The sequence below is a fragment of the Hominiventricola aquisgranensis genome, from assembly GCF_040096225.1.
GTDB lineage: Bacteria > Bacillota > Clostridia > Lachnospirales > Lachnospiraceae > Hominiventricola > Hominiventricola aquisgranensis.
Genome location: NZ_JBBMFC010000004.1, coordinates 98,941 through 112,136 on the forward strand (window position 1 = coordinate 98,941; position 13,196 = coordinate 112,136).

Annotated in this window: 13 protein-coding genes and 1 riboswitch; all 13 genes read left to right on the forward strand. The window is 45.1% G+C overall.

The window, feature by feature from the left end; genetic code table 11:
• The first annotated feature begins 131 nt into the window (after window positions 1-131).
• The 13 genes from thiS to WMO62_RS03365 all read left to right on the forward strand — a co-directional run bounded on the left by thiS (window position 132) and on the right by WMO62_RS03365 (window position 13,108).
• The gene (gene thiS / locus WMO62_RS03305) at window positions 132-326 is read left to right on the forward strand and encodes a sulfur carrier protein ThiS (RefSeq protein WP_118438446.1); all 195 of its coding nucleotides are present in this window, start codon (window positions 132-134) and stop codon (window positions 324-326) included.
• 3 nt (window positions 327-329) lie between these two features.
• Window positions 330-989 carry a sulfur carrier protein ThiS adenylyltransferase ThiF gene (gene thiF / locus WMO62_RS03310; RefSeq protein ID WP_349143788.1) on the forward strand — a complete coding sequence of 220 codons (660 nt, stop codon included), beginning with the start codon at window positions 330-332 and terminating at the stop codon, window positions 987-989.
• A gap of 21 nt (window positions 990-1,010) precedes the next feature.
• Window positions 1,011-1,775, forward strand: coding sequence for a thiazole synthase (locus tag WMO62_RS03315; protein ID WP_349143789.1), 765 nt, complete (start codon window positions 1,011-1,013; stop codon window positions 1,773-1,775).
• A 12-nt stretch (window positions 1,776-1,787) separates the two neighbouring features.
• Window positions 1,788-3,047: a 2-iminoacetate synthase ThiH gene (thiH, locus tag WMO62_RS03320; protein ID WP_349143790.1), complete on the forward strand. Its 1,260-nt coding sequence runs from the start codon at window positions 1,788-1,790 to the stop codon at window positions 3,045-3,047.
• Window positions 3,028-3,621, forward strand: coding sequence for a thiamine phosphate synthase (locus WMO62_RS03325; protein WP_349143791.1), 594 nt, complete (start codon window positions 3,028-3,030; stop codon window positions 3,619-3,621). Before thiH ends, WMO62_RS03325 begins: the two co-directional genes overlap by 20 nt.
• Window positions 3,622-3,701: 80 nt before the next feature.
• The gene (locus tag WMO62_RS03330; RefSeq protein WP_349143792.1) at window positions 3,702-4,859 is read left to right on the forward strand and encodes an exonuclease SbcCD subunit D; all 1,158 of its coding nucleotides are present in this window, start codon (window positions 3,702-3,704) and stop codon (window positions 4,857-4,859) included.
• Window positions 4,846-8,025, forward strand: coding sequence for an AAA family ATPase (locus WMO62_RS03335; protein ID WP_349143793.1), 3,180 nt, complete (start codon window positions 4,846-4,848; stop codon window positions 8,023-8,025). The genes WMO62_RS03330 and WMO62_RS03335 overlap by 14 nt, the downstream gene beginning before the upstream one ends.
• 119 nt (window positions 8,026-8,144) lie before the next feature.
• Complete coding sequence (locus WMO62_RS03340; RefSeq protein WP_118438377.1) at window positions 8,145-8,810, forward strand: SatD family protein; 666 nt, start codon at window positions 8,145-8,147, stop codon at window positions 8,808-8,810.
• Between the two features lie 102 nt (window positions 8,811-8,912).
• On the forward strand, window positions 8,913-9,269 hold the full coding sequence (locus WMO62_RS03345; protein ID WP_349143794.1) for an arsenate reductase family protein: 357 nt from the start codon (window positions 8,913-8,915) through the stop codon (window positions 9,267-9,269).
• A 15-nt stretch (window positions 9,270-9,284) separates the two neighbouring features.
• Window positions 9,285-9,563, forward strand: a complete 279-nt coding sequence (locus WMO62_RS03350) for a hypothetical protein (protein ID WP_349143795.1) — start codon at window positions 9,285-9,287, stop codon at window positions 9,561-9,563.
• 18 nt (window positions 9,564-9,581) lie between these two features.
• Window positions 9,582-10,067 (forward strand): gamma carbonic anhydrase family protein, encoded by a 486-nt coding sequence (locus WMO62_RS03355; protein ID WP_349143796.1) that lies wholly within the window; start codon window positions 9,582-9,584, stop codon window positions 10,065-10,067.
• A gap of 57 nt (window positions 10,068-10,124) precedes the next feature.
• Window positions 10,125-10,295, forward strand: a riboswitch (Lysine riboswitch).
• Window positions 10,296-10,412: 117 nt separating this feature from the next.
• On the forward strand, window positions 10,413-11,927 hold the full coding sequence (locus tag WMO62_RS03360; protein WP_349143797.1) for a Na+/H+ antiporter NhaC family protein: 1,515 nt from the start codon (window positions 10,413-10,415) through the stop codon (window positions 11,925-11,927).
• A gap of 182 nt (window positions 11,928-12,109) precedes the next feature.
• Window positions 12,110-13,108 (forward strand): PDDEXK nuclease domain-containing protein, encoded by a 999-nt coding sequence (locus tag WMO62_RS03365; RefSeq protein ID WP_349143832.1) that lies wholly within the window; start codon window positions 12,110-12,112, stop codon window positions 13,106-13,108.
• Window positions 13,109-13,196 lie beyond the last annotated feature (88 nt).

The following is a 13,196-nucleotide window of genomic DNA, read 5'->3' on the forward strand; positions in this document are numbered from 1 at the left end:
CTCTCTGTTTTGTGTGAACTGGGGGCACCACTTTTCACAGAGTATGACAGGCGCCGAATGATATGCTATGCGTATCATTCGGTGCCTTTTTGCTTTTTCAGGGTGTCAGAACGGTGAAAGGAGAGCTTGTCATGGTAAAGATCAATGGAGAAGACAAAGAGATTGCCGGAAGAAATCTTCTGGAATATCTCAATGAAGCCGGATTTGAAACAGAACGGGTGGTTGTAGAGAAAAACCTTGAGATCATCCCAAAAGATCAGTTCGGACAGGTGGTCATCCAGGATGAAGATGTGATTGAAGTTGTGAGATTTGTCGGTGGAGGTTGAGAGATGACAAGGATGCAGAAGGAAATGCAGGAGCGGATCTCCAGGGAACAGCTGGATCAGGCATTTGATGCCAGATTTCCAGAAGAGATGCGGACAAAACTGCGCAATGCCAGAGTGGCTGTGGCAGGACTTGGAGGATTGGGATCCAATATTGCAGTGATGCTTGCCAGAAGTGGAGTCGGTGAGCTTCTGCTGGTGGATTTTGATACGGTGGATGTGACCAATCTGAATCGGCAGATGTATTTGATCCCTCAGCTTGGCAAGCCAAAAGCAGAAGCATTGCCGGAGATTCTGTATCAGATCAATCCATATCTGACATATCGCTCCGTGTGTATAAAAGTTACACCGGATAATGTAAAGGAACTGTTTTCAGAATATCCGATCGTATGTGAAGCATTTGATAAGCCGGATCAGAAAGCCATGCTTGTCCGGGAACTGCTTATGCAGTGTCCTAAGACAATCGTGGTGTCGGGAAATGGTATGGCGGGGTATGCAGATGCCAATGAGATCCGTACCTGTCAGGTGATGAAACGATTATATGTGTGCGGAGATCAAAGTACGGATGTTGGAAATGGAATCGGACTGATCGCACCAAGAGTGGCAGTCTGTGCTGCACATGAAGCGAACAAAGTGCTGCAGTTGATTATGCAGACAGAATCATAGTTTACGAAAAGGGGAAGAAACATGGAAGATAAATTTATATTAGGTGGTAAAGAATTTCACAGTCGTTTTATTCTGGGTTCAGGAAAATATAATCTGAACCTGATCAAGGCAGCAGTAGAGCAGGGAGGAGCAGAGATCATCACGCTTGCTCTGCGCCGTGCCAACACACAGGAAAGTGAAAATATTCTGGACTTTATTCCGAAGGGAGTGACACTTCTTCCGAACACCTCAGGTGCAAGAACTGCAGAGGAGGCAGTCCGGATCGCACGTCTGAGCAGAGCTATGGGATGTGGAGATTTTGTAAAAGTGGAGATCATGCGGGATGCAAAATATCTGTTCCCGGATAATTATGAGACAGTAAAAGCAACGGAAATCCTTGCAAAAGAGGGATTTGTAGTGCTTCCGTATATGAATCCGGATCTGAATGTGGCAAGAGATCTGCAGAATGCAGGCGCAGCAGCTGTCATGCCGCTGGCAGCGCCGATCGGAAGCAACAAAGGTCTTGCAACGAAAGCGATGATCCGGGTTCTGATCGATGAGATCGATCTGCCGATCATTGTGGACGCAGGAATTGGAAAACCATCTCAGGCATGTGAAGCCATGGAAATGGGAGCAGCAGCCATCATGGCAAATACAGCCATTGCTACAGCTGGAAATGTACCGGAGATGGCAGCCGCATTCAAGCTTGCTATTGAAGCCGGAAGAAAAGCATATCTGACAGGAATGGGAAGAGTCCTTGCCAGAGGTGGAAGTGCATCAGATCCACTGACAGGATTTCTGCATTAGGGAGGAATGGTCATGAATGAAGAAAATCAGGTATATTTTGTAGACAGTGATACACTGCCTCCGGCTGCTCTTGAGAGAAAGCACCGTCTGGAACAGGATCCGTCCTTCCGTACCAATCATATGGAATACATGAAAGGAATGGAGATCATACAGTCCGATATCAAGGATAAAGTGCTCAAAGCCATGGATGAATTTGACTATGATGCTTACACTGCAGCGGACGTGGAGAGGGCTCTTTCTCATGAGACCTGTTCCGTAGAGGATTTTAAGGCACTGATCTCTCCGGCAGCAGCTCCTTACCTGGAACAGATGGCTAGGAAGGCAGAAGAAGTCACGAAGAATCATTTTGGAAATACTGTCTATATTTTTACACCTCTTTATATTGCCAACTACTGTCAGAATTACTGCATATACTGCGGATTCAACTGTTACAACAACATTCGCAGAAAGAAGCTGACTTTTGAAGAAATCGAGCATGAGATGCAGGTGATCGCAAAGACCGGTATGGAGGAGATCCTGATCCTGACAGGTGAGAGCAGGACCTATTCAGATGTGACGTATATCGGAAAAGCAGTGAAGATCGCGCGGAAATATTTTAAAAATATCGGCATTGAGATCTATCCGGTCAATGTGGATGAATACCGGTATCTGCACGAATGTGGGGTAGATTATGTGACGGTATTTCAGGAGACATACAACACGGATAAATACGAGACGCTGCATCTGATGGGGCACAAGAGGGTGTGGCCTTATCGATTTGATGCGCAGGAACGAGCATTGATGGGAGGTATGCGCGGAGCCGGATTTTCAGCACTTTTAGGGCTGGATGATTTCCGAAAGGATGCGCTGGCAACGGCACTTCACGTCTACTATATCAACCGGAAATATCCACACGCTGAACTTTCTCTGAGTTGTCCGCGCCTCCGTCCGATCGTAAATAATGATAAGATCAATCCGCGGGATGTGGGAGAGAAGGAACTCTGTCAGGTGTTGTGTGCATATCGGTTGTTCCTGCCCTTTGCAGGAATCACGGTGTCCAGCCGGGAGAGCGAAAGCTTCCGAAATGGAATTACGAAGATCTGTGCTACGAAAGTCTCCGCAGGCGTTTCTACCGGAATTGGTGATCACGAAGAAAAATACGAAGGAAAAGAAGATGCAGATGTGGGAGACGAGCAGTTTGAGATTAATGACGACCGCTCCTTTGATAAAATGTATCAGGATATGGAGCGGGGCGGTCTGCAGCCGGTCCTGAATGACTATATCTATGTATAATCCATATGAGCATGCGATTGTGATCACCAATCGGACACTGGTTCAGGGATCATTTCTGGAACAGATGGAGAAAGTGGTCTGTCTGCATCCTCAAGGGGTGATCCTCAGGGAAAGAGATCTTTCAGATGAAGAGTATGAAGCTCTGGCCGAAAAAGTGCTTGGTATCTGTGCAAGAGAGAAGGTATCGTGTTTCCTTCACTCCCGGATCTCGATTGCAAGGAGGCTTGGCTGTACAGATATCCATCTGTCGATTCCGTATGTGCAGTCAATGTCGGAGACAGAGAGGGAAGAACTTCGGAGGAGCTTTGCACAAGTCAGCATTTCCTGTCATAGTATGGAAGATATGGAACTGGCGGTACAGGCTGGTGCTTCTCAGATCATTCTTGGCACCATCTTTGAGACAGACTGCAAGAAAGGTCTGCAAGGAAAAGGTGTGGAATTTGTAAGACAGATCTGTGCCAGGTGTCCGGTCCCGGTCTATGCGATCGGTGGTATGAATCTGGAACGGATCTCACTTGTGCGGCAGGCTGGAGCAGCAGGCGGATGTATGATGTCCGGATTTATGAAGTTATAAAATGATTTGTAAATGGTTATGAGCGGTTATATAATGAAAATAACGACTCATAACCATTTTTTTGATAAAGGAGAATATACATGAGATTTTTGCATCTGGGAGATCTGCATCTGGGCAAATCCCTGGGAGATTTTGACCTGATCGGAGATCAGAAATATATATTGGATCAGATGCTTGCAGTGATCCGGGAAAGGACGGTAGATGCGGTACTGATTGCCGGGGATGTGTATGATAAAGCCATTCCCAGTGAGGCTGCCACTAATCTGCTGGATTATTTTCTGTGTCGCCTGGCAGAAACAGGAGTGAAGACCTTCCTGATCAGCGGTAATCATGATTCTGATGACCGGCTGAACTACGGCAGCCGGTTATTCCAGGATAATCAGATCTTTATTTCTTCTGTTTTCAGAGGAGAATTGGAGAAATATACCGTAGAAGATGAGCAGGGGGAAGTGGATGTGTATTTGCTTCCATTTGTGAAAGCATCTCAGGTGCGGCATTATTTTCCAGATGCAAAGATTGACTCCTATGATGATGCAGTGCGTGTGATCATTGAGCATGCTCATCTGGATCGCCAGAAGAGAAATGTGATCGTGGCACACCAGTTTGTGGCAGGAAGGTCAGAAGATCCGGTACTGGCAGGTTCGGAGAGCATCGGAACACAGAGTGTGGGACTGGTGGAGAAGATCAGTTATGACTGCTTTGATCCGTTTGATTATGTGGCGCTGGGGCATATTCATTCGCCTCAGAAAGTAGGAAGAGAAGAAGTTCGATATGCAGGATCACCGCTTAAATATTCTTTGAGTGAGGTGAATCATATAAAATCTGTGCCATTGGTGACCCTCGGAGAGAAGGGAAAGGTGTCGGTGGAACTGATCCCGCTGTCACCTATGAGAGATCTGCGCCATATAAAAGGCTCCATACGAGAATTACTGGATAAGAAACATGTGCAGTCGCCGGAGGACTTTATCTATGCAACTCTTACGGATGAAGAAATCATAGGTGATGCCATGGGAATCTTTCAACAGGTCTATCCCAATACAGTGAAGATCGACTATGACAATTCCCACACCAGGGAGATCGAGCAGGTGGATCTTTCCCATATTGTTGAAAATAAATCATTTTCGGAACTGATCAGTGATTTTTATCAGCTCATGTATCAGTGTGAGATCAGTGAAGAAGAGATGGACTATATGAAAATGGCAGCGCGGGAGGCAGGAGTGATCCATGAAACCGAGTAAACTGATCATAAGCGCATTTGGACCCTATGCGGGACGGGTGCCCGAAATAGATTTTACAAAATTTGAAGAAAAGGGGTTGTTTCTGATCTCCGGAGATACGGGTGCGGGTAAGACGACGATCTTTGATGCCATCTGTTTTGCGCTGTATGGAACGACCAGCGGCTCTTACCGGGATACGAAAAACTTAAGAAGCGAATATGCCAGCGATACAGCAGAAAGTTATGTAGATTTCTACTTTTCTCACCAGGGAAAAAATTACCACATCTGGCGGCAGCCTTCTTATGAGAGAAAAAAGCAGCGGGGAACCGGTGTGATCACGGAGAAGGAAAAAGCAGTATTTTACGAAGAAGGGAAGGCTCCTGTTGAGGGGCTTACCCAGGTGAATCTTGCGGTGAAGGACCTGCTCCATATTGATGAAAAACAGTTCAAGCAGATCGCCATGATCGCTCAGGGGGAATTTCGGGATTTGCTCAATGCGAAGACGGAACAGCGGACGGAGATCCTGCGGACCATTTTCCTGACCGATGGCTATAAGAATATCGAGTACAGGTTAAAAGACCGGATGGATGCAAGCTATGCGATCAGGCGGAAGACAGAGGACAGCATTGTTCAGTACTTTGGGGATGTGTCAGCATCTAAGACAGATGTGTTGTCAGAAGAACTGACAGAACTTAAGGACAGAGCCAGAGAGTCTGGCAGTGCGTGGAATCTGGAAGAACTGCTGGAATTGCTTGGGCGTCTGATACAGTCTGATCAGGAGAAGCTGGAAGTGGAAAAGGAGCGGCTGGAGCAAGCGGAGTGTATTCTTCGCTCTAAGCAGGAAGCACTGGCAACAGCGCAGACCAATAACGAGTTTATTGACCGGTTGCTGTATCTTCAGAAGGAAAGAGCAGAACTTGCGACCAGAGGGCAGAAGATCAAAGATGCCACAGATCTGCTGGACAGGCAGAAAACAGCCACCCGGGAAGTGCATCCAGTATATCTTGCATGGAAATCAAAAGCAGATGCTGTGATCTATACGGAAAAAGAGATTGAAAATAAGCAGAAGAGCTTTCTGGCTGCGGAGAAGACGGCAAAAGAGGCAGCGGAGCAGTCTGCACTGGCAGAAGAAAAAAGAGGCAGAGCAGAGGAACTGCAGAAAAAAATCGATAAAATCAATGCAGAGGAACAGAAATATCAGCAGAGGGAACAGTTAAAAGAAAAAGTTGCCGCATTGACAAACGATCAAAAGATACTTGCAGAAAAAGAAACAAGTTATGATACAGCGGAAAAAAAGCTGGAAGAAACCATACAGAATCTGAAGGAAACTGTGGCAGAGTTGAAAAACAGGCCGACAGAGATGCAGGAGATCAGAAACCAGGGAGAGAAGTTGGAAGAGCTGGCAGAGAATATTCGCGTGATCCTGGAAGAGCGGGTATCGGACAGAACTGCGGGGAAAAGAAAGCTCGCTGAAAAACAGCAGGTATTTCTGAAAGCCCGGGAAAAGTATGAAGCTATCCGGGAAATGCGTATGGAAGCAGAACGAATTCTGGAAAATTGTCGGGCGGGAATTCTGGCAAAAGACCTGGAGGAAGGTCAGAAGTGCCCGGTCTGTGGTTCTGTGCATCATCCGGAACTGGCATCTCTTCCAGAACGATTCATTACAGAAGAAGAGCTTGAAAAATATGAGAGCCGGGAGTCCACGCTTCAGGAGCAGAAGGATCAGGCAAATACGGAGGCAGAAAAAGCGAAGACTGCTCTGGAAGTGCTGGAAAAGCAGTTGCAAGTGGATGGCATGACCTGCCTGAGACGGGCAGGGACAGAACATCATCCAGAAATAGAATCTCTGGACGAACTGTTGGTGTGTCTGCAAGAGGCATATAAGACGCTTCTCTATGAGAAAAAAGCAAATCAGGAACGACTGCTTATTCTGCAGGCAGACTGTATGGCATTGAAAAAGGCGGAGAAGGATCTTGCAAAGGCAGAAGAGGAGAGCAAAAGACTGGCAGATGACAAGAAAACGCTTACGATCAGAAAACAGGAAACAGAAAGCAGTCTGATTGAAGCGAAGACCATGTTCAGTTCCTTAAATGAGCTGAGCTTTGATACCTGGAAAGAAGCGGAAAAGGTCTGCACAGACTCTGCAGATGAGGTACAGCAGATAGTTACTCATATTCAGCAGGCACTGCAGGCGCAGAAAGATGCGGATGAGAAAGTAACTGCCCTGCAGGCATCACTGGAGACTCTTGCCAGAACTTTGGGTGCACAAAAAGAAGATGAAGTGAAAGCAAAGGCTGCCCTTGAAGGTGTACTGGAAAAACAGAAGTTTCAGTCTGTGGAGGAACTGCTTCCGTTTGTGGTAACAGAAGCAGCCCTTAAGAAGACGGAAGATCAGATCACAGATTACAGACAGGCAGTGGCTACCAATCAAACACAGCTTTCCCAGGCGGAAAAGGATGCAGAGGGAAGACAGCCGGTGGATGCACAGGCTCTGAGTGAAATGTGTACGTTACAGGAGCAGACGGTAAAGACATGTCGGGAAGCAGTCAATATGATCCGTAACCGGATCGCCAATAATTCTGAAAAACAGACCAATATTCTTTCTCAGAGAAGCACCTTTGAGAAAGCATCAAAGGAATATAGCATATCCCGGAGATTGTATACCCTTGTAAAAGGAACTACAGGCAACGGCAAGATCACGCTGGAGCAGTATATACAGGCGGCAGGTTTTGACGGAATCATTGCGGCGGCAAACCGGCGGCTCCTTCCTATGAGTGGTGGGCAGTATGAACTGTACAGACAGAGGGATTCTATCGGAAAGAAGATCAACAGCTTTCTGGATCTGGAAGTACTGGATAACTATACCGGACACCGGCGGCCAGTGGGGAATCTCTCCGGTGGCGAGAGCTTTAAGGCTTCTTTAAGTCTGGCACTGGGGCTGTCAGATACGGTCTCTTCTAATCTGGGCGGTATTCAGATGGATGCTCTGTTTGTGGATGAAGGATTCGGAACACTGGATCGAAAGTCCATGGAAGATGCCATGGATGCACTGATCAATCTGTCCGGAACCAATAAGCTGGTGGGAATCATCAGTCACCGGGAAGAACTGAAAGAAAATATTCCACAGCAGATCAAAGTGAAAAAGCTCCGGGATGGAAGTCAGATCACCATTGAGACTGATGTGTAAATAATCATTTTAGTAGCATAAATTATGCGTGTATTCTGCCTGATTTCAAAATATGCAGAAATAATGCATAATTGACAAATATGCAGAAAAAGCGCATAATTTAAGCGAGGTGATGGGGTATGCAGTATTATGCGATTATAGGAGATATCAAAAGATCTAAAAAAATTGAAAATCGTTGTGAGATACAGGAAAAATTAAAAAAGATTCTGGATAACGTGAATTCCATTTATAATAACGATATTTCTGCCAAATTTTTGATAACGTTGGGAGATGAGTTTCAGGGGTTACTTGAGATAACGGCTCCCATATTAGAAATAATCAAATATATTCAAAGAGAAATATATCCAATTAAACTTCGGTTTGGTGTTGGAATAGGGAATGTATCTACGTTGATTAATCACGAAGCAGCGATTGGCGCGGATGGACCAGCTTTTTATGCAGCACGTGAGATGATAGAATTTCTGCGTGAACAGGAAAAAAAGTTGAAGAAGCAGGCGGCAGATATTCAGATTTCTGTGTATGAAAAAAAATGTTTTGAAACAGAAGAAATAAATGCGATGTTTTCACTTTTGAAAATAATTGAAGATAGCTGGACAGAGAAACAACGTTATACAATATGGGATATGATGATTCACCAAGGAAGTCAGGAAATGTGCGCTGAAAGAATGGATATAACTCAGTCAACGGTTGCAAGGAGACTGGCGGATGGAAAGTATATCATTTACCAAAGAACAATGGAAGTCATTGATGAAGCAATACGAAGATTAGGAAATAAGAAATGGTAATCAGATATTTGTTATTATTGGCCTTGGGGCATGTGTTGTTTTTTGTAATATAATTATTTTAAACTAAAATATATATTAAATGAAGGGACAGGAGGATACAGTATGTTATTTTTAGAATATCCAAAATGCAGTACTTGTCAGAAAGCGAAAAAATGGCTGGATGATCACGGAATCGCTTATGAAGACCGTCATATTAAAGAGCAGAATCCCAGTGAGGAGGAATTGAAAGCCTGGCATGAGGAAAGTGGATTTCCGCTGAAAAAATTTTTTAATACCAGCGGAATGCTCTACAAAGAAATGCAGTTAAAGGACAAACTGCCGCAAATGTCAGAAGAAGAGCAGTATGCATTGCTGGCAACGGACGGTATGCTGGTGAAACGACCGGTTCTGGTGGGGGATGGTTTTGTGCTGACCGGATTTAAGGAGAGCACCTGGGCGGAGGCACTTGGCATCAAATAAAGGAGGCGAAAATTTATGGGAATTGCAGAGATGTTGGATGAATTAAAGCAGAAGGCGCACAATGATTCCGCACTTCGTGAAGAACTGCTTGCCACCAGGAAGGAAGCACAGCCCTATGCCGCGTTCTGTAAGAAATGCCGGGAGCTTGGATATGAAATCTATGAGATGGATCTGCTCACCGCAGGAGAAGAAGCCTATGCGGCCATGCGCCGGAGCACCAACGGCGGCGGAGAGAATTCTCCCATGCTGGAAGGTGAAGATGATTATTATGAGCTGTTTTTTGCGGGTCTGTAAGTAAAGGAGAGAAGACCGATGAAGAAACCACGGATAGATGAACAGGCAGTGGTGGCAGACGGAGCTGTTGTACTTGGCGATGTGACGATTAAGAAGGATGTAAGTATCTGGTACAATGCAGTGATCCGAGGGGATGTTAATTCAATCAGTATTGGTGAAGGAACGAATATTCAGGATCTGGCAGTGCTGCATGTGGATGCAGATGCGTCCCTGGCTATTGGGAAAAATGTGACGATAGGCCATGGAGCAATCCTTCATGGATGTACGATCAAGGATCAGGCTTTGATTGGCATGGGAGCCATTGTGCTGAACGGTTCTGTGATCGGAAAGGGAAGTATGATCGCAGCGGGCGCACTTGTGCCCCAGAATACGGTAGTGCCGGACGGAGCTCTCTATATGGGAAATCCTGCCAAATTTAGAAGGATGCTGACGGAAGAAGAACTGACAGCAAACCTGAAAAATGCAGCAAATTATATAAAAGAGAGTAAAGATCTGAATAATTAGTCAAATACCTATTGCCCTTATAGGTATTTCGTGATAGGATAGCAAAGAAATAAATGTAAAAATGATAGAGGCGCAGGCTTCATGAGTAGATGTCAGTATACGGTCGGAAACGGCTGGCATGGAAAGGGGAGACTGCCGAAGGAATCTGGATATTCCGAGAGAAGGGTTCCTGGGCTGCCGCAGAATATGCGTCAGACTGTCACAGGGCTGTGGAGCGCTATCATTGGTCGGACATAATAAGAAGAGACCATGGATGCAACCAGTCGTTGTGTTCATGGTTTTTTTATGCTATAAACCGTTTGGTCCGGGCTCTATCGTATTTGCAAAAGAAGGGAGATTTTTATCATGGAATATGTACCTGCTATGTATGCCACATTCTGGGCGCTGATACCGCCAGTTGTGGCAATTGTTCTTGCGTTGATCACGAAAGAGGTGTATTCTTCGCTGTTTGTTGGAATTCTGGTTGGAGGTCTGTTCTATTCAGGATTCAGTTTTGAGGGAACCATCGTTCATATCTTTGAGGATGGAATCATTGGAGTATTGTCCGACAGCTACAATGTGGGTATCCTTGTGTTCTTGATCATTCTGGGAGCCATTGTATGTCTTATGAACAAGGCTGGTGGATCAGCAGCATTTGGCCGCTGGGCAAGTGACCATATCAAAACACGCACAGGTGCACAGCTTACAACCGTTGCGCTTGGTGTTCTGATCTTTATTGATGATTATTTTAACTGCCTGACCGTTGGAAGTGTTATGCGTCCGGTGACAGACAAGCATAATATTTCCCGTGCAAAGCTGGCATATCTGATCGATGCGACTGCAGCACCGATCTGTATCATTGCACCGATCTCCTCCTGGGCAGCTGCCGTTACTGGTTTTGTCGAGGGAGAGGATGGACTGTCACTGTTCATCAGTGCGATCCCGTATAACTTCTATGCACTGCTCACCATCGTGATGATGCTCACCATTGCAGTGTTGAATATTGATTTTGGCTCCATGAAGATTCATGAGGACAATGCGAAAAAAGGCGATCTGTTCACCACACCGGACCGTCCTTATGGAGAAGCAACCGAGTTGGAAGACACTGGAAAAGGAACAGTCAAGGATCTGTTGATTCCGATCATTGCACTGATCATCTGCTGCGTCATCGGTATGATCTATACCGGTGGATTCTTTGAGGGTGCGGATTTTGTAACTGCATTCTCCAACAGTGATGCATCTGTAGGTCTTGCCATCGGAAGTGCATTTGCACTGGTGATCACCATTCTTCTGTATGTAAGCCGCAGAGTACTTGGATTCAAAGAGTGTATGGATTGTATTCCGGAGGGCTTCAAAGCTATGGTACCGGCTATCATGATCCTGACTTTTGCATGGACTCTGAAATCCATGACCGACAGCCTGGGAGCTGCAGAGTTCGTAGCTGCTCTGATCAAAGGAAGCGCATCAGGTATTGTAAATCTGCTTCCGGCTATTATCTTTGTAGTTGGATGCCTGCTGGCATTTGCAACCGGAACTTCCTGGGGAACTTTCGGAATCCTGATCCCGATCGTTGTAGACGCATTCCAGGCAACCAACCCGACACTGATGACCATTGCAATCTCTGCCTGCATGGCAGGAGCTGTCTGCGGAGACCACTGTTCACCAATCTCTGATACGACCATTATGGCATCTGCAGGAGCGCAGTGTAATCATGTAAATCATGTATCTACACAACTGCCGTATGCAGTCAGTGTGGCAGCCATTTCCTTTATCACCTACATCGTGGCAGGATTTGTGCAGTCCGCATGGATCTCACTGCCGGTTGGTGTGGTGCTCACACTGGGATATCTGTTGTTCATGAAAAAACGTACAGAGGCATAAGAATTACATAATTGAGAAACAGAGGGGCTGTCGCGAAAAGCGGCAGTCCTTTTTGCATTTTGCGTTCAAATGAAAAAGCGGGTTTCAAAGAATCTGTTATTCATGGTATAATAAATAGTATATTAATCTAAGAGAGAAAATAATGATAAGAATGATGTGAAAGCGAGGCGATAAGTGTGCTGATGAATACACAGGAGTATCTCTCCATTATTGAAAATATTAAAAGTGAAATTACTGCGGCACAATATCGTGCGGCAGTTCATGCGAACACAGATATGTTGCTCTTATATCACGATATAGGTCGCGTAATTAATGAGCATAAATCATGGGGCAATAAGTTTATAGATAACCTTGCAGCAGATATTCGAATTGCTTTTCCAGAAAGCAAAGGCTATTCTGTTCGGAATTTGAAGTATATGGCAAAGTTCGCTGAGATTTATTCAGATCGAAAATTTGTGCAACAGGTTGTTGCACAAATTCCGTGGGGCCACAATATTGTTCTCATGGATAAGATTTCTAATATGGATGAACGTAACTGGTATATCAAAAAATCAGCAGAAAACGGCTGGTCTCGAAATGTTCTTGTTCATCAGATTGAAAGTGGCTTATACCAGCGGCAGGTTCTGGCAGATAAAGTTACAAATTTTGAGCACCGCTTACCGTCTCCGCAAAGTGAATTGGCGGTGCAGACCATGAAAGACCCATATGTATTTGATTTCATTCCTTTCCGGGAAGATATGCTCGAACGGGATATTGAGCAGGCACTGGTTCGGGATGTCACGAAGCTTCTTCTGGAGCTTGGAACAGGATTTGCATTTCTTGGAAATCAGTATCATCTGAATGTAGGTGGGGATGATTTTTATATTGATTTATTGTTCTATAACCTGAACCTTCGCTGTTATGTAGTTATCGAATTGAAAACCGGTGATTTCAAGCCGGAATATGCTGGTCAGTTAAACTTCTATCTGTCAGCCGTAGATGGTATTTTGAAAAAAGAACAGGACAATCCATCCATTGGCTTACTTCTATGCAAAAGTAAGAATAATGTGGTTGCAGAATATTCACTCAAGGATATTTCAAAGCCGATTGGTGTGAGTGAGTATAAAATAACCAGCAGTCTGCCGGATGATCTGGAAAAACAGTTGCCGTCAGTTGAGGATATTCAGAAACGGATTAAATAAAAAGTTATTCAAGAAAAATTTGTAATATTTCCGAAAATTTTATGTGATATTTTTATATGAGAAGACTGTGAACACATGTAGCGGTATT